A 22006-nucleotide genomic window follows, 5' to 3' on the forward strand; every position below is an offset into this window, starting at 1 on the left:
TGCGTTAAATTTTTATAAAAATGCCTGAAAATTTTCCCGTAAGATAGGGAGAATTATTCCTATAACTATTGCTGAAAGTATCAGGATCCAGTCCCGCCTGTTCACCCGGAATAAATTCTGGAATAGAAAGGACAGGATGAGTACGATTAACACCACAATTACCTGTGCGGCTTCTATTCCCAATGCAAATTCCACCAGGGGCAGGAATTTGCTTTCGGTACCCGAAGCGATCATCTTGAAATAGGTTGAAAATCCCAACCCGTGAATGATCCCAAAGAAGGCGGTGGCAAAATATAGCAAGACCGCATTTTTCTGAGATTCCTTCTTTTTGGCGGTGAAAATATTATAGAGCGACGTAATAAGAATGGTCACTGCAATAAGCAGTTCTACCCAGCGGCTGCTCACCGTAACTACACCGTACACAGAAAGAAACAATGCCAGGGTATGCCCCAGGGTGAAAATAGTCACCAGCCACAGCACCCTTTTCCAGGAATTAAAAGAGTAGGCAGCCACCAGCACTATAAGAAAAAGAATATGGTCATAGGCGTTCCAGTCCAACACGTGTTCCAGGCCTAATTGAAAATATAACCAGAATTGCGACATAGTTAAATTATGTTAAAGGCCGAAAGTACGATATATTGTTAAATTGGAAAAGCAGGTGAATGTTGAATTTTGAATGGTGAATGTTGAATTTTGAAAGGGGAATGTTGAATTGTGAATTTTGAATTTTGACAGAGTTTGTGGTTCAGCTTTGTTTAAATGTTGGTTCTTATTTTCCTGCATTTTCGTTAAAAGGATTGTAAAACCAGACTTTTAATGTAAAAAAACGGTTAAGAAAAGTTATATTTCCGTGTTGAACCTCTATAAGAAGCCAAAAAATTGAAAAAAGATAAACTTATCAAGTCAAAGAATGAATTTCCTGTGGTGGGAATTGGTGCTTCGGCGGGAGGCTTAAAAGCCTTTAAAAGTTTTGTTACAAGTATTCCCGAAAAATCGGGTATTGCCTACGTTCTTGTACAACACCTCGATCCCAACCATACAAGCCTCTTACCCGAAATCTTACAAAAGGTTACTAAAATAAAGGTTTTGGAAATTACCGATGATATTGATGTGGAACCGGATAATATCTATATTCTACCGTCCAACAAAATGCTCCTGGCAAATGATGGCATATTAAAACTTGAACCACGGCCTAAACCAGAAAAAGGTAAAAATAACCTCCCCATAGACCTTTTTTTTAATTCCCTTGCCAATGTACATCAATCTCATTCTATTGGGGTTATCCTATCTGGATCTGGTTCCGATGGAACAGAAGGGTTTAAAGCTATTAAAAATAAAAATGGGACTACGTTTGCCCAGGATGAAGCTTCGGCCGAGTGGAACGACATGCCTAGAAATGCTGTGGAGGCAGGCGTTGTAGATTTTGTATTGCCACCGGAAAAAATCCCGGCAAAAATTGTAGATCTTATAGGTGCACGTAATGAGGATAAGGGAGAGGAACAAGATAATTCTGAAGACAATCCTAAAGCGATAAAGGAAATATTGGATTTGTTGCATGAGCGCCGGGGGACAGACTTTACCTATTATAAAAAAACTACGATTCGCAGAAGAATAGATCGCCGGATAACGATCAATAAATGCGAAAATATTGATGCGTACCTCAATTTCATGCAAAATAATAATGAGGAAAAAGATTTATTATATCAGGATCTATTGATTCCTGTAACCGATTTTTTCAGGGATCCAAAAATATTCGATCATCTATGTCAGACGGTTTTCCCGCATATTTTAAACAATAGAAAGAATGGTGATCCAATAAGGATATGGGTAGCGGGGTGTAGCACGGGGCAGGAAGCCTATACGTTTGCCATTTGCCTAAGGGAGCAAATGGAAGCCAATCTCAATCCTTGGGAAAAAGTACAAATCTTTGCAACCGACATTAGTGAACCGGCCATTGCAAAGGCCCGAAAAGGCTTATATAAAAAGGAAGAACTTGAGAGCCTTAGTTCGCAGCGTATTCTTAAATTCTTTACTAAGTCCAATGGTAAATATCGTATAAATAAAGAGGTGCGGGAGATGTGCGTGTTTGCCGAGCAAAATTTTTTGAAGGATCCTCCATTTGGGAATATGGATTTAATCAGTTGCCGTAATGTACTGATATATATGGAACCCTATTTACAAAAAAAGGCGCTCACCACTTTTTACTATGCACTAAAACCGAAAGGCTTTTTATTGCTGGGCAAATCTGAAACAGGAAGTACAGTGAGTGAATTATTTGCCAGTGAGAATAAGGCGAGTAAGTTATATATCCGTAAGGAAGTGCCTGGTAAATTAATCCTGCCTCCTAAACAGGTTGGCAAGCAAAGCCGCCGTGAACGGGATGATCGTATCACCCAAACCGAGGATAAGGGCACCAATTTTGAAAAAGCGGCAAATACGCTTTTACTAAATGAATATACCCCGGCAGGGGTCGTGGTTAATGAGGCCATGGATATAGTGTATTTTAAAGGCGATACGGGAAACTATTTGCAACAACAAACCGGGAAGCCTAGCTATAACCTGATTAAAATTGCAAGGTCTGGGTTAACTTTTGAGCTGCGTAGCTTACTGCAAAAAGCAAAAAAGAACAATGATAGGGTGCAAAAGGAAAATATCCCCATAAAAGTGGTAAATACCACCTTAGTTGTTTCTTTGGAAGTTGTTCCACTTCCTAATATGGCCGAACCCTATTTTATGGTGCTTTTTCATACCAAAGAATTAGAGGCTAACACAGTTATGATTACTGCGGAAAAGGAAAATAAAAGTGAGCCAGATCCTAAGGATCAACTAATAGCACGACTACAAAAAGAACTTCAACAAACCCGTGAAGACATTCTGGAAATCACGGAAGACCAGGAGGCTGCTAACGAAGAACTTCAAAGCTCCAACGAAGAGCTGTTAAGCAGTAGTGAAGAGCTACAAAGCCTGAACGAAGAATTGGAAACCAGCAAGGAAGAATTACAAAGTACCAATGAAGAGCTTACATCTGTAAACCAGGAACTTGTTAGCTTGAATGAGCAAGTAACCGAGGAGCGCAATTTTGCCGAAGTGGTAGTCGAGACTGTGCGGGAACCCTTGGTGGTGCTGGACAAGGATCTTAAGGTAATAAGTGCAAACACTTCTTTTTATATAACATTTCAGGTAAAAGAATCAGAGACCATAGGAAGATTGATCTATGAATTGGGAAATAAACAGTGGGACATCCCTGAATTGCGGAACCGGCTGGAATCTATATTGCCGAAAAGGGAAAGCTTTGTGGATTTTGAGATCACCCACACCTTTAAAGCTATTGGGGAGCGTACTATGCTCTTAAATGCCCGGGAGATAAAAGGAGAAAATAAATCCAGAAAAATGGTCCTATTGGCCATTGAAGATATTACGGAAAAAAAGCATCTGCGGCAAAAAGAAAAGGAACGTTTGGCAAAATTCAAAAACCTCGTGGTACAGGCCCCGGTGGCAATTATGTTTTTAAAAGGGGAAGATTATCAGGTAGAATTGGCCAACGATTTTTACCTGCAGTTGGTAGAAAAAGAAAAAGATTTTATTGGCAGGCCCGTTTTTGAATCGCTGCCGGAACTTAAATCTCAGGGAATTGAGGATATTCTGGATGAAACAGTGAAAAGTGGAGAACCTTATTACGCTAAGGAACTGGAATTAACAATAAACAGGAACAACAAAAGCAAACGTGGCTTTTACAACTTTGTATGCCAACCTATACGTGGCTGGGAAGGCACAGTTACAGGAATCATGGTAATAGCCACCGAGGTAACAGAACAGGTGCTTGCCCGAAAAAAGGTGGAGGAAACTGTGCACAGGTACAATGAAATGATCTATTCTTCCCCCTCCCTGATGGCCATCCTCGAGGGCGAAAATTTTATACTTACGGTAGCAAATGATGCCATGCTGGATCAACTGGGAAAAGGGAAGGGGATTATTGGCAAACCCTATCTGGTTGCGGTACCGGAACTGGAAGAACAAGGATTGGGCGATTTTTTGCGGGAGGTCTATAAAACAGGAAAACCATATAAGGCCCATGAAATGCCTTTATACATAGTGCGGGAAGGAGAAAGGGAACTCAACTATTATAATTTTGTGTACCAGCCCCAAAGGGATGTTCAGGGAAAAATTATAGGGGTGGCGATTATCGCCACCGAGGTCACAGCACAGGCAGAGTTCAATAAAGAAATAAGGGAAAGTGAAGCCCGGTACCACCAAATGACAGACCTGATGCCAGACATGATAGTCAATGCCACCGTTGATGGGGAGGTCTTTTATTACAACAAAGGCTGGACAGATTTTACGGGATGGGATATGAAAAAGCTAAAGAAACAGGGCTGGTGGAATTTGATACATCCGGAGGATTCGCCTACGGTTGAACAAAACTGGATGAGAGCAGTGAAGACCGGCAACGATTTTGAGATGGAACTGAGAATTCTTGACAAAAATGGTGATTTCAAATGGCACCTTAGCCGCTCTGTCCCCGTGAAGGATGAAAAGGGAAAAATCCTTATGTGGGTAGGTGCAAGTACCGAAATACAGAAACTAAAGGATGAGGAAAAACGCAAGGAGGGCTTCCTTAAAATGGTAAGCCATGAGCTCAAGACCCCTATTACCTCCATAAAGGGATACACACAACTCCTGTTGAGTTTGATGGAAGACGATACTGAAATTCAGATGAATTCCCTGCACATAAAACCATCCTTGCAACGCATTGATAGTCAAATATCCAGATTGACACGATTGATTTCTGAAATGTTGGATATTGATAGGATTAAAGACAGCCAGCTCCTTTTCCAAAGCGAACTATTTAATTTAAATGAGCTTGTTAAGGACACTATCGATGATATTAAATACGCCTATAAACAAACCAATATTAGCTTGAAGATAGAAACCACTTGCCTGGTCAATGCAGATAGGGACAGGATAGGGCAGGTACTTATCAATTTTATTACCAATGGAATCAAGTACTCACCAGATGACCAGAATATTGAAGTCAGGGTTTTCCAAACGAAGGATAATAAGGTTTCTGTTAGTGTAAAGGATCATGGGATTGGTATTGAAAAGAAGGATCAACAAAACATTTTTAAACGTTTTTACCGTGTAAGTGGAAAGGATGAGGAAACCTATTCTGGTTTTGGGATCGGTTTGTATTTAGCGAAGGAAATTATAGAGCGGCACAATGGCCACGTAAAGGTAAAGAGCAAAAAAGCAGTGGGTTCAGAATTTATTTTTACCCTGCCCATCAATACCAAAACAGATGTGAAAAGGAATGAAGATGAATAAAATATTGGTGGTCGATGATGACCGCATTATAGGAGAAATGCTAAAATTCGCGGTCGGCTCTAAAGGCTATTTTGCAGTGATTTCTAACAAACCGGAGCAAACGGTCCATAACATTTTCCACAATGGTATTGATCTGGTTATGTTAGATCTATTTATATTTGGGGTGAGTGGTATAGAGGTTTGCAAGGAACTACGGGAAAATGAAACAACCGCTCAGGTACCTATACTAATGATGTCTGGCCTTAGTGGAGTTAAAAAAAAGTGTTTGGCGGCCGGGGCTACGGATTTTATATCGAAGCCCTTTGAGATGAAGACTCTCTTTTCAAAGATTGAGACTATTTTAACACAAAAAAATGTATAATTAGCTATCTTTTAAAAAAATTTAAGATGGATAAAATTTTACTGGTTGAGGATGATCATAACCTGGGTATTATGATTTGTGAATTGCTTGAATCAAATGGACATGAGGTTAAGCTTTTAAGGATGGCAGATAAAACAGTCAAAAATCTTCTGGAAGATAAGTTTGATTTGGTAGTAATGGATAAACTATTGAGCGGGATGGACGGGACCAGTATTTGCGCTGAAATTAGAAAAACAGATACCATTTCACAGACACCCATCCTTATGATGTCCGCACTCAACGGTGCCAGAAAAATTTGTATTGATGCCGGAGCCACTGATTTTATATATAAACCCTTTGATATAAAGGACTTATTTGCGATTGTTAAGGAAACAATAGGCAAGGGGAAGGTTCGAAATGATTAAATAGTTCAGTTTCTCCAATTGAATTTATGCATACCCTTATCCCTAAAATTATCAAAGCATGTCATTCTTAACGCAGTGAAGAATCCTGCGCATTCATTGGACGAATCATGTTTGAAAGGCGATGCAAGTTTTACTCCGCCCAACCTTGACTCAAAGTAGGGATTCTTCCTCGCCCAAAAGCTCGTTCAGAATGACAAAAAAACCCTGGGTATGTCATTCTGAACGCAGTGAAGAATCCTGCGCCCGGATAAGGTCTAAACCCTCTCTCCTCTGCCCACTAAACTCTTACGAATTTACCTGATGAGAGGGGAGAATTTGCCTCTGGAAATCTTTAACATTGTTGTCAGATTCTATTTACAGGATTGATAATGAGAAGTTTAAATTTTTATTTATATTTATAACAACCTAAAAACCAGACGTTATGAAGAACAATCTTTTCCTTCGTTCGTCCCAATCTTTTTATTACCTACTTCCCCTCTTATTCTTATTTACTTTTGCCGGTTGTGAAACCGAAGAGATGGTAGCTCCCAATACTTCCGATCTCACTTCTGAATCTCTTACGGCAAAAAAGGCTACTTCTGAAAAGCTCAAAACCTTCTACGGTCCTGCCCAACATGTTGGCAATGGAGTTGCGAGGGCTTTTGTTGAAATAAACAGAGACGGAACTCCGGAGACTATTGGAGTCAGGATTTCTGAAAAAGGACTTGAGAAGCTGCCGGGAGCAGATCCGGCAGGTCACGGGCCAACTTACACCCTAAGGATCCCGAACCAGACAGCGGGTTTACCTTTTGATCATATCGATCTTAATTACAATCCCCAGGGGCATCCCGCTCCGGGTATTTATACCTTTGAGCATTTTGATTTTCATTTCTATATGATCTCTGTAGCGCAAAAAATGCAACTAACAGATAGAACAACCGCACTACGATTGCCTGCCGAAAGCCTCTGGCCCGACGGCTATTATCCCGATCCGGAATTTGTGCCTATGATGGGTTTACACTGGGCTGATCCTACCGGGACGGAATTTACAAATCCAGGAAGTTTTACAAAAACCTTTATCTATGGGTCGTATGACGCAGAATTTATATTCTATGAACCTATGATCACCGTGGCACATTTGGAGTCAAAGGTTTCAAGCACCAATCCTTTTCCGCCATTAAAGGAATTTGGCGAAGCAGCTTATTATCCTACATCGTACAGCATAGATTTCGATGCGCAGCGAAAGGAATATGTCATTAGTTTAGGAGATATGGTTTGGAGGGATTAATCCTCTTCTTGCCAAACAACATAAAGGCTGCTTTTCAAAGCGGCCTTTATTATTTTTTAACAAGAAACTACAAGCTGCGCTTCATACCTCTGTACACCCCGCCAAATCCTATAGTAAGATGGTGAACATTTCCGCTGTGCATAGGATAATCATTGAATTGAGGCATGGTATATCCATAGCGGAGTCTTAAATACCAGTAACTTTTATCATCATTATTAGTAAGCAGATAATTGGTGTCCCAGCCGAGTTTGATGTTGAGGTTTAGTCCAAGGGTATAGGAGGCAGCAAACCCTACCTCCAGGGCTTCAAGTTCAGGTGTTTGTTCAAGATCTGTGGTAACAGGGCCAATATTTGCCGCTCCAATCCCTGCAAAAGGACTTAGCTTTATTTTATCATTCTCCACCACTGCATAACCAAGAGAAGCCTCGGGAAAGAACATCATGGCCGGCGAATCTTTAGACCAAAACACTCCTCCATTCTCCCGGTCCTGTTTGGTTTTTGCAAAACCTATATAGTTCCTTAAGTACAAGGTGAACTTGTTGTATTCAACATCAAAAGCCACCCCAAAAACCCCGTGGTTGTTATACATCTCGCCAAGTTCTCCTGTAAACATCCCAAAGCCTGAGAAAAATTCAAATCCAAAAGCCCATTTTGAAGGAGCATACCTGTACCTGATGTTATTTCTAAGGTAGTCTTCATAAGGACTTTCGGGATGCGTTTCCAGATATAGATCGGCCATCATATTGACTTCCTCCTGGGAAAGTTTCATAAGTGGCTCTCCGGAAACCATAAAGTTGAGGTGCAACAACAGGAAATCTTTAGACGCTGTGTCAAGAGAGGAATCGAGAATTTTATCCTCCAGCATTTGAAGCTGCTCCCAGGATCTTTCTATTAATTTGGTGTAAAGAAGATCCCGGTCTGGAAAGATCTTACGCTGATAATTTGCCATGGAATCCCGCTCAAACCTTACAATTTTCCCCGGAAGATCTTCGTGTTCCCCGGTCCAGTACATGATCATCCATACTTCCCCGGGAAACAGGGCCACGTAATCTTCGTTTTGCACTTCATTAAGCAAATAATCCTTCACCTCCTTTACCTTCTCAATATCACCCTCCATGAATTTATCCAATAAAAGCCTCCTGCCCTTAGAAATTAACTGGCTTCTGGATTCCTGATAATTCATGATCTCCTGTTCCAGGTCTTTCACCTGTGCCGGTAGCACAATGGTAAAAAGCAGGAACAAAACAGCAAAATAAAAGTGCTTCATATAGTTGATATTGAGCAGCTAATATATATTGTTTTTTGATTCGTTTATGAGGTGGTGAAAAAATAATTTGAGTGGGTTTTAGAAGGGATTTTTGGGAGGGAATATGGGTGTGGGAATAGTGCTTTTTTAGCGGCCTTTTTTATAGATAAGGTTGCCTATCACAGGTGTTGTTCGATTATTTTTTGCTGAAGTTGGGGGGTAATCTGGATGCAAATTAAATTACAACCTTCATTAGTTCAGTTAAGGTGACACAAAAGGGGATACCAGACTGCCTTCCCGATCTGTAGCCGGGGAGATTTCTAAAACTCCAATTTACATCTATAAAATGTTCTTCCTTTATTTCTTCAATTTCGAAAATAAGGTAACTGTTTTCCTTTGGATAACCCTCCGTTATCATTTTTTCTCTAGAAAAAATTCGTGGGCCACATCCTTTAATTTTATATAGCTTATTTGAACTTTTATCTCCGGATGTATGCAATAAAATGTATTTAGCTGAAAGCTCAGTCGCAGTAAGAGGAATGGCTCCTACCTTATCATCAATTCTTATATTATAAAGGTTTTTTGACTCGATCCACTGCAAATGTTGATTATCCTTATAAAACCCGACTAGCACGTGAATTTCGCTCGGAATAAAATTTCTGTTTTCTCCAAAGGCTTCAGGTAGCGGTTCCTTTATATCCTCAGGTGGATTTCGATGAATATCAAAAATTCTGTAAGCAAGGTTTTCTCTTTGAGAAGCCCGATTAAGGAAATGATCAATTACCCGTAATATGAAGTCTTTTAAATGCTCTATCCCGCTATTTGTTCTTGAAGGTCGGACAGGGAAAGCTCCAAGACCGGGTAATATTTCATGAAAACCATTACGTTCTAGTACTTCTGTACCAGGATAAAGCACATAAGCTCCTCCGGTTCTTCTTATCGCATCTTTGTAAGCATGCATTTTTAGAAGATCAGCATTTTTATAATTTCCTTTTAATTGTTCAATTTTTTCTTGGTTCAAATCTTTATCCTGATCGACTATTTGTATTAGATTATCAATTTTGTATTTAGCGTCGAAATGAATGTGAACAATTAATTCTTCTTTTTCTGCCGTTTCTTCAGATATTCCAGCAGGCCAAACGGATAGAGTATAATCGGGGCGCATTGATTTACTCCAACTCCCTGGTGATGGATGGTCTCCAGTATTTGAAAAGGTTCGATTGAAGCTGAAATTTATTTGAAGTTTTCTTGAATCATGTTCAAACAAACCTCCTATAGATCGTTTTTCACCCATAGCTAATTGGAGGCTTAATTCATCATTGGTCGGTTTAATAAGATCTTCTAGATCTTTTGGAAAAATTTCGAATAGTTCCTTCAGTAAATCGAGCAATTTGAAAAATAGCCAATACTCATATAGAGTAGCTATATCTTTTTTTCCACTTGCGTAGACATTTTCTCCTCCTTTCCATATCAATTGTGCAGCCAGGTCAAACATTAACCAGGCCTTCAAAACCTCCCGGTAACCCTCTTTTTTCTGAAGAATTGGACTATTTAATTTTAAAATTTGAGCCCGCGAAATTTCACTAAAGAAGGTGTGATGAAGATGCTGTTCCAGTTTTTCTATTGTAGATGTTACCTCCTTTTCAATTCTGGTTCCAGATTTTACAGCAGTTTTTATGTCGTTGCACAATTTTAGAAAGCTTTGTAATGCGTGCTTTATAAAACGGTTTTCTGCTGTGTCAACTGTCTCTGTTTTTAAATCTGATTGTACTCTTGCCGGTAAGCTGGTAATACCTTTTTTGGAAAAATTATGGCCTTCTCTTATTCTAGTTCTTTGGGACCGTGTCAAAAATTGTCTGACATGGTGATTTTTAAATTTACCAATTTTTCTTATATCTGACTCCTCAGAAATACGGCACCAGGCTGTGTTAGGGGATGTTATTACTCTTTGAGCTGCCTCATTGAATTCATCGGTGTCAATTACAGATTTTATAAACGTATATCTTTGGTAAAGCGTCTCGCTTCCTTTTGTGAAATCGGGTTCAAAATTTTGTGAGACAGGAGAATTAACCTGCATTAGGAGATCTGTACAATGTTCGGTTATATTCTCCAGCATAAATCGGTAATCCTCTCGATAGGAGGTTTTTTGGGACTGTACTTCAAGATTTACTTTCCCTATCTGTTCAGCTGAATCTTTTCGAAATAAAGATATACTGAGAGTGCCAACATAGATATTAGGTGAAATTCTTCCCTGATGCTTATTGAAGGGATCTTGCTCTACAATTTCATCAGTTTTAAAATAATAAGAAGATGAGGAGAATTTGTAATGATAAAAATTGCCTTCTTTAATTTGAAAAGGAGCTTCTCCATTTGCTTCGGCATCTTCAACTTTAAAAACAGAATAATGTGCTTTAGCCTTTATATGCAGAAAAAGTCCTTCTTCAACAGAATCGAGCGGGATATTTACTTCCTTATCTGGCATTAGGCTTCTGCATAACTGGCAAAACCATTCTCAATTACTCCATTATACATTCTCGATAATTTTTCGAGTGACAGAGGATACTTTACCACCTCCTTATCTTTAAATGTAAAATCGGTACTTAGAAAGACTTCCTTTTCAATTCTCTCGTTATGAGAAGTTAGACAAAACTGACCTAAAGTGGTAAGTATAGGAACTAGTTTTCTACGGGAGCCGTGCAACTTGGGGAGTAATTTTTGCATAATAGCAATGTCTATCTTTTCATCATCCTCTATGTGTTTATTTATTACGGAGAGATTGTACAGCAAATGATGAATTTCTGTAGCACTGCGATAGCCAAATTCAGCTCCGGTTTTTTTAAGTTCTTTGAAGAAATTAAGCAATACTGTATTTACAGAATCTACAGGTTTCTCATATTTTTTATTAGAGGATATTTCGAGAAAGTCCGAAGCCATTTTCACTCCCTTACCTTTCAAAATGGAAAGATCCGGTTTGCCATTGCTATCAAGAAAGTCTGCCATTTCTTCAGCAGTTATCCTGAATTCTATAGTATTAGCCCTGTCTAAAACTTTCGGACTGAACATATACGTGGTTTCATCAATATTTACAGTACCAACAATAAAGACATTGTTTGGCCAAGTTACATGAGCAGGTACACCATTCTTTTTCTCCAGATCTTTAAATAGAACTATATCTTCACCTGTTTCCATAATACTGAGAAAGTCGGCAAAATATCTTTCAACATGGCTCAAGTTCATTTCGTCCAGAATGATAAAAAAAGGTTTGTGAGAGTTATCTTTTGCTTCTATAAGTAAATCAAGAATACCATTTTCCGGTTTTACATATTCATCCTTCTCTATGGCATTAGAATAGCCAAGTAAGGGTTCTCGGTTCGTCCAATCAGCACCAACTGGGACTATACAAAATTGATTTTCTTTTTGACAAATCCAATTTGCAAATGCTTGAGCCAATTTTGTCTTTCCTGAACCTGAAAGTCCCGTGAGAATTACAAAAGGTTTTGTACATAATGAGGAAACGAAGCGGTCAATTAACTTTTTGGAGAACTGTAATCCTCCAGCTTTAGCGTCTTCTAAAAAAGTTGAAGTGTTCAACGATTCCTTTTCTATTTCATTTGCATTGTCAACTGGCGAAACGACCTCATTTGTTTTATTCATTTGTAAAAGGTCATTTTGTTGAATTTCCTTTTTGGAATTCACAGTTTTGTATATTTTAATTATTTCGTCAAGATCGTTTTCAATTATTTCAGCATCAGGAAGATCTAAAGTATTATAGGATCGAAAGACGTAGGAATCACCGTATCTCTTCGGTTGGCCAAAACCATTTTCTCTAAAAAATTGTTTGATTGTTTTTTCTTCCTTGGATAAAGGCCAAGTCATGGGAGGATTTTTCGTTTCACTGATCCCGTAGGAAAGAATTAAGCGGTTAATATCTTTGTAAAATAGGTAACCTGGATAAATTCCTTCACTAGTTGTATGTGGGTGTATTAGAAAAGAAATCCAAGGAATTTGTGCAGATACACCTTGTCCAAAACTTACTTTGACCTTCAATCCTTTAAATGTATCTTTAAAATGTTTTGTTTTTAGATTCCCTGTTTCACTCTGCTCAAGAAAATTAATTAGTACGGTATAAAAGGTTTCATCATCTAAAATAGGAGTTCCGTTCTTTTTTACAATCTGGAAATCATTTATTTCCAGAAGTTGAAAGCATGGTGTATCCAAACCACCTTTAAATGTACGGCGGTCTAAGATTTCTCCATTTGCAAAAAAATTTGCGTAAGAAACAATCAGTTTTGCAGGATAAGGTTTTCCATTATATAGGGCATCATAGTATTGTGAATCCCCATTCGGAGGAATCCCCTCTTTATCTATTTTTTCTACCGCTTTTTCTAAATGTTCTTTTGTAATATTACTGGGAATACTCATAATTCGAAGGAAAAGTATACTTAATTGAAATCTAATTTAATACAATTTTTAGAAGGGGAGAAGAATACCTGTTTCAAAACTCATTTATAATTTTGTATATAATAATCCACAATCGGCACATCTGCCTCTGCCCAATCCAGGTCTTTCAGTTTTTCAACTGGTAACCAAAGGACTTTGGCATGTTCAAGCAGATCTATTTCAAATGTTTGCAGGGAACAGCGAAATGGAATTAATTCTAATTTGAGATTCGAATATATGTGAAAATTTGATGGTAAGCGCTTCAAAACATCAATTTCTACTCCCAATTCTTCTTTTATCTCCCTTTTCAGGCAGGTGGCGAGATCTTCACCTCCTTCAACTTTCCCGCCGGGGAATTCCCATTTGAGTGGCAGGTTCATTTTCTCACTGCGCTGCGCGCAAAGTACCTTCCCTTCTTTTTCAATGATGGCGCAGGTAACTTTTATGTGTACAGATTGTGTGATGATGATAATTTTTTACCAAGATAGGAATAAAGATTTTCCGGTTAAAAAGGATTAAGGTTCACTTGCCTATTCGCGAAAAAACGAAGTGACGCTGTGATGAAATGATGAAGTGATGATGCGATGGTGGGATGATTTGATGGTGTGACCTCCCAAATCTCAAATCTCAAATTCCAAATTCCAAAACCCAAATTCCAATTAATGAAGTAACGAAGTGACGGAGTGATGAAGTAACGCTGTGGTGAAGTGATGAAGTGACTTCTCAAATTCCAATTAACAACTTAACGATTTAACGATTTCACGATGTGACGAAGTAATGGTTTGATGATGTGATTGTTTGATGGTGTGACGTCCCAAAACCCAAAACCCAAATTCCAATTAATGAAGTAACGAAGTGACGGAGTGATGAAGTAACGCTGTGGTGAAGTGATGAAGTGACTTCTCAAATTCCAATTAACAACTTAACAACTTAACGATTTAACGATGTGACGAAGTAACGAAGTAACGAAGTGACGCTGTGATGGTGTGACGAAGTGATGAAGTGATGGTGTGAGGTCCCAAATCTCAAATTCCAAATTCCAATTAATGAAGTAACGAAGTGACGGAGTGATGAAGTAACGCTGTGGTGAAGTGATGAAGTGACTTCTCAAATTCAATTAACAATTTAACGATTTAACGATTTAACGATTTAACGATGTAACGATGTAACGATGTAACGAAGTGAAGGAGTGATGGTGTGACGTCCCAAAACCCAAATCTCCAATTTCACTTAACAACTTAACAACTTAACAACTTAACGATTTAACAACTTGACGATTCAACGAATCAACGATGTGACCAGGTCCAACCGTACCGTTCGGGCAGGTAACAAGAACCACAACTGACTAAAAACATTCAAAATTCACCATTCCCTAATCACTAAAACACCAAAGACTAACATAAAAAAGTTATATTTGAGGGTAAGATATTTTAAAACTAAAATTATGGTAGCATTGTTAATTATAGTAGGGATTGTTTTGGTGCTCGTCTTTTGGGGAGTGGCTATTTATAACGGTCTGGTGAGCTTGAAGAACAACCGTGAAAATGCATTTGCCGATATTGATGTGCAGCTAAAACAGCGGCATGATCTGGTGCCTCAACTTTTAGGAGCTGTGAAGGGATATATGGAGCACGAACGCGGAACGCTGGAAGCTGTGACCAATGCAAGGCAAAGAGCCGTCCAGGCCACAGGGATCAATGAAAAGATCGCTGCCGAGAAGGATCTGGGAGCTGCTTTGCAGGGATTAAATATACAGGTGGAAGCCTATCCCGATCTTAAAGCCAGCCAGAACTTCATGCATCTTCAACAGGAAATTTCAGATATTGAAAACAAACTGGCTGCCGTGAGACGCTATTTCAACTCGGCCACCAAAGAACTCAATATTGCCATTCAGAAATTTCCGAATAATATTTTCGCAGGAATGTTTGGTTTTACTACCCAGCCTATGTTTGACCTTGGGGTTGCGGGAAGAGAGCAAATGGACGTTGCACCCGAGATCAAATTTTAAGCAGTGGCATTTGTAGGAATACACACCCAAATAAAGAGGAACAATAGAAAATCCATCCTTCTCCTCATCGCATTCCCATTGCTTATCCTGGCTGCTGTATTTGCCGTGGTCTATTTTACCAGTTATGATCAAGACGGGAATCTCAATACCGATTTTGCCGTGCAGGCTTTCATACAGGCGATCCCGTTTGTAACGGTGGTGGTTGTGGTTTGGTTTCTTATCGCATATTTTGCCCATGGAAAAATGATCTCCATGGCCACCGGCTCCAAACCGCTGGAACGCAAAGAAAATATGCGGGTGTACAACCTGGTCGAAAACCTGTGTATGAGCGTGGGGATGACCATGCCTAAAGTGAATATTATAGAAAGCGATGCCCTTAACGCCTTTGCCAGCGGACTCAAGGAAAAAGATGCCAGCGTTACCTTAACCCGGGGGATCATTGAAAAGCTTGAAGATGATGAGCTGGAAGGAGTGATAGCCCATGAATTGATGCACATAAGGAACAGGGATATTCGCCTGCTGGTGGTAACCATAGTGTTTGTAGGGATCCTTGCCTTTGTGGTACAAATCGCCTTTCGTAGCTTTTTATACGGAAACATAGGTGGCGGGCGGCGGCGGGATAAAGGTGGTGGCCAGTTGATGATCGTGATCCTGGTGGTTTCTTTCCTGGCATATTTGATCTCCATGGTCTTCAAATTTGCCTTAAGCCGAAAAAGGGAATATATGGCAGATAGTGGTGCTGCTGAAATGACCCGAAAACCCTGGGCTCTGGCCTCTGCTTTAAAAAAGATCTCCGTAAATCACCACGTAAAGGTTAAAAGCGAAGAAGTACAGCAAATGTTTATTGAAAACACCCCCAAAGATACCTCTGCCGGATTATTTGGTGGGCTGGGAGGCCTTTTCTCCACCCATCCGCCTATAGAGAAAAGGATTGAATTTTTGGAGCAGTTTTGAAAGTAGATCGCTGGTTTAGTAGAGATAGAAGCGTGCTCTTCCTTATCAACTGTGGGTTTTCGGTTTAAAATAGAAGAAGAGTACTCAAAAAAATCCTGAAGCTGATCTTTTATCCTGTTTGTAATAGTGGAATATATTTACAAGGGGAAAGTTTTGCGGTAATAGCACACTTAGTTCCCCTTTGTACTAATCAACTTGCCGTTAAATCCTAAAACTCTGAGTTTTTAAAAGTTTACCTGTGCCTGCAAACGCAACAAACTTCCTTCCTGAAGATTATCGCGCACGATGAAATCCTCATATCTCCTTGAGGAAATTGTATACATTGCAACCAGTTCAAAGGCTTTAAAAGGTTGCCATTCCACCCCTATTTCCAATTCCTTTACCTCATAACTTCTTGCATCGCGCTCAAATTTCTTACCCCCGTCATAATAATGAAAACGGGTAAATGGAAGAAGAATATGGTTTCCAATTTGGGTTTTATAGGTTAGGGTTGCATAGCCTCCATGCAGCGGAGTAAGTTCAATTGCATTGGTTTCCTCATTAAATTCTGGCCCTCTTCCTATGTTATATTCGGCCTGAATTCCAAATGGTTGGGGGTATAATATAAAACTGGCCGCTACGCGTTGATCCAGGTAGTTAAGATCATCGGTTACAATGGTGCCGTTGCTGATATTGCCGGTAGGCATTTGGTATTTTCCCGTATATCCCTGGATTCCAGGTTCAATGATTTGGCTACCCATAAGAAAAGGATAGGAGAGACGTGCAACTACATGCAGTTCATTATTAAGCTCTGGGGAATTCCCGGTTTGACCGTTAAAAACTCCAAATCCAAATACCCCATAATCACCAGATCCCTTTAATCCTTTTTTAGTTAACATGGAGAATCGCTCCTGAATTATCTTTGGGGTCCAATAGAAGAAGACTCCCAATTCACGTTCATTTCTAATAGAGCTGTTTAGGGCGTCATTTCTATCTAGAGGGATTCTGTTCTGGCTGGATTGCATATTTTCAAACCCGTAAGGAACTTTGCTTTGACCAAACCTAAACCTGTATTCCCTGTTTTTGTCCAGGCTTACATCAAAATAGGCATCGCGTAATTGCCCTAAGTGCTGCCCTCCAGAACTGGCAAAATCTTGTTGAATATAAAAGGAGACATATTCTCCCAGGTTTCCTGAAAATTTTAACCTTACCCGGCGTAGTGAAAAACTATTGCCTTCTCCCCAACTTCCATCACATTGGTCACAACCCAATTGCGGATTGGTTTCCAAAAGCCGGTTATATCTCGCCTGAACATAACCTCCAATTGAAATTGTTTCAAACCATTGTTGATTTGCTTTGGGAGGTGTAATAGAATCATTCTGTGACCAAACAGGGAAGGAAAGAAGAATAAAAACCAAAGCAGGGAATAACTTTCTAAAGACCATTTAATAATTTATTAATTTAATAGGACGCTTAAAATCCGGCGCAAAATAATATAGAATAAATGTAGGAAACATTAAATTAATCTAAGGTTGTTGTTTTCTTAACTATTTGGAAACATTTAAAAGTTGAAATGCGGCTTAGCCTTCTTCTTTCTTTTTAATTGTAACAGGAAGATACCCAAAGGGTTTTAAGGAAGAAACGTGATTTAAAAATTATATTTAAAATACCCAAAACCAGAACATTTAGTATAACAACCTAAAGAAAACCGGGCAAATAGATTAAAGCAATAATGAAAGGCAATCTTTATTTTAAAATGCAAGCAGTCATATTAAATTAACTCCAATTTAATTAATGTTCAGGTCGTTTTGAAATTCCGTATATTAGTTAGGGGCATTTCGAATTACAAAGATTTAATGACTTTAAAAGGATATAAGGATGGACAACCAGCTATCCATGGATGAAAAATTTCTCAAAAAACTAGTTGACATTCTTGAAACCAATTTGGAAAACGAACAATTTGGAGTCGGGCAGTTAGCGACTGCAATGGGATTAAGCCGATCCCAATTACACCGAAAACTAAATGCTATTAACGGTAAATCCACGAGCCGGTTCATCCGGGAATTTAGGTTGGAAAAAGCCATGGAGATGCTTAAAAACAATGTGGCCACGGCTTCCGAGATTGCATATAAGGTTGGGTTTAGCAGTCCATCGTATTTTAATACAAGTTTCAATCAATATTATGGGTATCCTCCAGGGGAAGTAAAATTCAGAAATCCTTTAAACGATGAAGACAGTGAAGAAATTCAAACTTCAAATGATAACACCGCAACCCTAACTTCAAAAAGTAGGCTATTCAACAAACGCACCTATGTAATTGCCACACTGGCAATACTCTTAATTGCAAGCTTTTCATATTATAATTACACGAATTCTGAAACTACCATTATCACAGAAAATGAAGAACCTGTCGCACTAAGTGAAAACTCCATTGCTGTATTGCCTTTTAAAAATATGAGTGGGAGCCCCGAAAATGAAGCCTTTTGCGATGGAATGACCACAGCGATCATTTCAAGGCTTTCGAAAATTAAGGGCATCAATAAGGTGATTTCGCTAACATCTATGATGAATTATAAAGACAATAAAAAGTCGATGCAGGAAATTGCGAAGGAACTTAAGGTGCGTTATATTTTGGAATCGGGTTTCCAGAAATCGGGAAATGACATTAAGATCAATCTTCAATTAATCGATGGTAAATCAGATAAATTATTCTGGTCACAGGAATATAAAGGTACCTACGATTCCATATTCAAAGTACAGGCACTTGTTGCCGAAATGGTGGCCAAAAAACTGGATGCCAATATCACAGAAGAGGAACAAACAGACATCCAACAAGCAATGACCAAAAATATGGAAGCATATGATAACTATTTGCAGGGAGTTTATGTTTCTTCTAATTATTCAGCCAAGAATTATATTGCCTCAAGAAAATATTTTGAAAGGGCTATTGCGCTGGACTCCAGCTTTGCTGAAGCTTATGTACGACTGGGATATACTTATTCTATGTTGGGAACCTGGTTTGGGAATTTAAGTAAAATGAAGGCGGATAGTTTAGCGGCTCCATTTTTTAAGAAAGCCCTTCAGCTGGATCCTAATAATTTAGAATTGCTTTATAGACGTGCTGAAAAGGAGTTGTTCAACTGGAATTTTAAGGTTGCTGACTCTATGTTGAATGAGTATACTCGCCACATGGGTGAAAATTTTTTATCAGATTTTCTTTATTTAATGCTTGGTCGCTATGATGAGGTGATTGAGAGTATAAATAATCAAATTAAAGAAGATCCCAATGCATTATACAATAAAATTGAAACAGTATATGCGTATTATTTTAAAGGTGATATAGAAACCAGCTTACATTTAATGAATAAAGGATTAATGTTAAACCCTAATTTTGAATTCACCTATGACCATTTCGGTAACATTTATATAGATATGAAAAATTACGAAAAGGCAAAGGATGTACTTGAAACCGGATTACAAATTTCAGACAAACGGCATGCTTCTATGCTGATTCACCTCGCCATAGCCTATCATTATCTTGGCAACGAGAAGAAGTCTCTGGAATATTTAAATGAGGTTATAGACCGGGCCAATAAAGGGGAGCCTGAGATAATTGTATTTGTGGCGCACTATTATGCGCGTCTTGGAAAAAATGATGAAGCCTTTAAATGGCTTGACAAAGCCTATAAAAAACATGAAGTGGATTTAATTTGGTTAAAGGCAGACCCCAATTTATTAATGCTTAAGAACGATCCAAGGTACAAGGTGCTCTGTAATAAGATTGGATTCCCAGATTGTTAAATAATCTTCCTTAAATAAAATTACAATCTTCAAAGGTGCACTCTTTAGGACATTTTATAACCTATTTATCCCTTTATCATTCGATATGCAACATAATTTATAGTCTTTAAATTATGTCTACAACACTTCAAATTAAACTTGAAATCAATTACAACAGGACCGTTAAGTAGTGCTTGCTTCTATGCGCCATCTTTGCTTTATCGATAAATATTAATCTCTAAAAATTATAAGTCATGAAAAATTTAGTAATTGGTTTATTCGTATTAGGCCTTACCAGCCTGGGTTTCTCACAAAACACTACCAGTGAGGTTGAAGAAGTACAATTAGAGGGTGTTGTAGTATCTAATGTTAACCTTAATTATCTTGAAAAAGTACAGGACAAAACATTGTCAGATCATGTAATATTCCTCGAGAAAGAAGCTTCTATTTTTGATGTTAAAAAGTTAGTTGAATTTGATGGCCGTAAAGAATCCTTCCAGGTTCTCTTTAAAGGATCCAATGGTTATATCATTGCTGATTATGACAGAAATGGAAAAATCTTGAAAACTTTAGAACGCTACAAGGATATTAAACTTCCTAAGAATATGATCAAATCAGTGTTAATGCAATATCCAAACAGCAACTTTTTAAAAGTAGTCTACAATGTAAATTATGATGAAAAAAAGGATGTTGAAAAAACCTATAAAATTCAAATTATGAACGATGGTAGAAAAAGGAACCTGAAAATCAATCGAGGAGATAATATAAATAATGCCGTCACCTTGAGTATGATTGATTGAGAGTTAAAAATGAATGATTTTCAAAAAGAATCCCGCAATTCGCGGGATTCTTTATTTCATTAGAATATGACTTATTGAAGGAATGGGCTGCCGGGATAGATTCTTTTAAAGCATCACTCATAAGTTTGAGGATAATTGCCAGCCATGTCTTAATCACAGAGGAATTTGAGTAAGCATTAAAATCTGCAAGGCTTTCCTGATCACAGGAAGCTCTACTTTAGTCAAGAGTGAATTGGTTATGGTCATTGGAGTTGAAAATTTAGGCAGGTTCTATGAGAAGGAAGGAACAAACCTGCTTCATAAAAATTCTTTAAAATTGATTTATCTGTCAGTTTTATGACAATCAAAGGGAGGATAATTTAAGATCTTTAGGCAGCACGGTGAAAAGTAAAACGGTACTAAACCTTTGTTAAGACCGGTAATTCATAACCGGGGCTCCCGTCTAACTGAATATATTTTAATCACTAAAAAAATTATGTCGAACAACACGTATAAAATCGGTTTAAAACCAGTGGAATTAGTATGAGATTTCTACTATTCATAACTGTATTTCTACTAATACATTTCTCTTATGGTCAAACCAAAAAAGGATTTGATCTGGGAAATGCCTCTATTCCCATTGCTGAAATTAAGGATGGCGGCCCGCCAAAGGACGGTATTCCCTCTATTGATGCTCCTGTATTTATAAAAGCACAGCAAGCATCCTTAAAGGCAGATGACCGTATTCTGGGAGTTAAAGAAAACGGAATAGCCAAAGCTTATCCTATAAATATCCTAAACTTTCATGAGATCGTTAATGACAATTTTAACGGAAAGTCTGTGGTGATCACTTACTGCCCGCTTTGTGGCAGCGGGATCGCTTTTGATGCTGAAATTGATGGTAAGGCCCTGGAATTTGGAGTGTCTGGTCTACTCTATAACAGTGATGTGCTTTTGTATGACAGGCTAACTGAATCTCTGTGGTCACAACTGGAATATAAAGCCGTAAGCGGACCCATGGCCGGCAAGGAATTGAAGATCCTGAATACCGCAAATACCACCTGGAAGAACTGGAAGGAAAAAAACCCGGAGACCCTGGTTCTTTCTGAAAAGACCGGCTTTAAAAGAGATTACTCCTTAAATCCTTATCCCGGGTACGAAGATTCTTCTACCTCCCTGTCTCTGCAAAGAATGAAGAATTTCATCCTAAAGAGATGGTTATTGGAATAAACTTAAATGGAGCTTCGAAAGCCTATCCATTTTCAGAACTTGAAAAAGCGGGTAAGAAGTCCATAAAAGACCAGTTAGATGGCAAAGAACTTGAAATAAGATACGATGCCGAAAGTAAAAGTGCAGAGATCTTTGATGCTGAAGGGAATCAATTACCGGCTGTAACCAATTTCTGGTTTGCCTGGTTCGCTTTTAACCCGGATACCTTGATATACCGGGCTCCTTAATTTTTTTTC

14 protein-coding genes and 1 pseudogene are annotated in these 22006 nt (G+C 38.6%); 9 read left to right on the forward strand and 6 right to left on the reverse strand.

The window, feature by feature from the left end; all coding sequences use genetic code 11:
* Positions 1-12 precede the first annotated feature (12 nt).
* Positions 13-603 (reverse strand): HupE/UreJ family protein, encoded by a 591-nt coding sequence (locus GILLI_RS11235; RefSeq protein WP_006989233.1) that lies wholly within the window; start codon positions 601-603, stop codon positions 13-15.
* 276 nt (positions 604-879) lie between these two features.
* Here GILLI_RS11235 and GILLI_RS11240 point away from each other — a divergent pair, with 276 nt between their 5' ends.
* From GILLI_RS11240 to GILLI_RS11255, 4 genes are all read left to right on the forward strand, one after another.
* Positions 880-5322: a CheR family methyltransferase gene (locus GILLI_RS11240; RefSeq protein WP_006989234.1), complete on the forward strand. Its 4443-nt coding sequence runs from the start codon at positions 880-882 to the stop codon at positions 5320-5322.
* Positions 5315-5683, forward strand: coding sequence for a response regulator (locus tag GILLI_RS11245; protein WP_006989235.1), 369 nt, complete (start codon positions 5315-5317; stop codon positions 5681-5683). Before GILLI_RS11240 ends, GILLI_RS11245 begins: the two co-directional genes overlap by 8 nt.
* 26 nt (positions 5684-5709) lie before the next feature.
* On the forward strand, positions 5710-6087 hold the full coding sequence (locus tag GILLI_RS11250) for a response regulator (RefSeq protein ID WP_006989236.1): 378 nt from the start codon (positions 5710-5712) through the stop codon (positions 6085-6087).
* Between the two features lie 421 nt (positions 6088-6508).
* Positions 6509-7354 carry a DUF5602 domain-containing protein gene (locus GILLI_RS11255; protein WP_006989237.1) on the forward strand — a complete coding sequence of 282 codons (846 nt, stop codon included), beginning with the start codon at positions 6509-6511 and terminating at the stop codon, positions 7352-7354.
* 67 nt (positions 7355-7421) lie between these two features.
* Here GILLI_RS11255 and GILLI_RS11260 read toward each other — a convergent pair whose 3' ends face one another.
* The 4 genes from GILLI_RS11260 to GILLI_RS11275 all read right to left on the reverse strand — a co-directional run bounded on the left by GILLI_RS11260 (position 7422) and on the right by GILLI_RS11275 (position 13513).
* Complete coding sequence (locus tag GILLI_RS11260) at positions 7422-8621, reverse strand: hypothetical protein (RefSeq protein WP_006989238.1); 1200 nt, start codon at positions 8619-8621, stop codon at positions 7422-7424.
* A 214-nt stretch (positions 8622-8835) separates the two neighbouring features.
* Positions 8836-11082, reverse strand: a complete 2247-nt coding sequence (locus GILLI_RS11265) for a DUF2357 domain-containing protein (protein ID WP_006989239.1) — start codon at positions 11080-11082, stop codon at positions 8836-8838.
* A complete protein-coding gene (locus tag GILLI_RS11270; RefSeq protein ID WP_006989240.1) occupies positions 11082-13022 on the reverse strand; it encodes an McrB family protein in 1941 nt (646 codons plus the stop codon). Before GILLI_RS11270 ends, GILLI_RS11265 begins: the two co-directional genes overlap by 1 nt.
* A gap of 80 nt (positions 13023-13102) precedes the next feature.
* Entirely contained in the window at positions 13103-13513 is a 411-nt protein-coding gene (locus GILLI_RS11275; protein ID WP_006989241.1) for a (deoxy)nucleoside triphosphate pyrophosphohydrolase, read from the reverse strand.
* A 971-nt stretch (positions 13514-14484) separates the two neighbouring features.
* Here GILLI_RS11275 and GILLI_RS11280 point away from each other — a divergent pair.
* Both GILLI_RS11280 and GILLI_RS11285 read left to right on the forward strand, forming a co-directional pair.
* Positions 14485-15048, forward strand: a complete 564-nt coding sequence (locus tag GILLI_RS11280) for a LemA family protein (protein WP_006989242.1) — start codon at positions 14485-14487, stop codon at positions 15046-15048.
* Positions 15049-15051: 3 nt separating this feature from the next.
* On the forward strand, positions 15052-16002 hold the full coding sequence (locus GILLI_RS11285) for a M48 family metallopeptidase (protein WP_006989243.1): 951 nt from the start codon (positions 15052-15054) through the stop codon (positions 16000-16002).
* Between the two features lie 224 nt (positions 16003-16226).
* On the opposite strand, the gene GILLI_RS11290 is transcribed toward GILLI_RS11285, so the two are convergent.
* The gene (locus tag GILLI_RS11290; RefSeq protein ID WP_006989244.1) at positions 16227-17426 is read right to left on the reverse strand and encodes a porin; all 1200 of its coding nucleotides are present in this window, start codon (positions 17424-17426) and stop codon (positions 16227-16229) included.
* 433 nt (positions 17427-17859) lie between these two features.
* On the opposite strand from GILLI_RS11290, the gene GILLI_RS11295 reads away from it, so the two are divergent.
* The 3 genes and pseudogenes from GILLI_RS11295 (at position 17860) to GILLI_RS11305 (ending at position 21997) form a co-directional block, all read left to right on the forward strand.
* The gene (locus GILLI_RS11295; protein WP_006989245.1) at positions 17860-19782 is read left to right on the forward strand and encodes a helix-turn-helix domain-containing protein; all 1923 of its coding nucleotides are present in this window, start codon (positions 17860-17862) and stop codon (positions 19780-19782) included.
* A gap of 233 nt (positions 19783-20015) precedes the next feature.
* Positions 20016-20561 (forward strand): hypothetical protein, encoded by a 546-nt coding sequence (locus GILLI_RS11300; RefSeq protein ID WP_006989246.1) that lies wholly within the window; start codon positions 20016-20018, stop codon positions 20559-20561.
* 522 nt (positions 20562-21083) lie between these two features.
* Positions 21084-21997, forward strand: a pseudogene (locus GILLI_RS11305) (DUF3179 domain-containing protein).
* Positions 21998-22006 lie beyond the last annotated feature (9 nt).

Source organism: Gillisia limnaea DSM 15749 (genome assembly GCF_000243235.1).
Classification (GTDB): Bacteria; Bacteroidota; Bacteroidia; order Flavobacteriales; family Flavobacteriaceae; genus Gillisia; species Gillisia limnaea.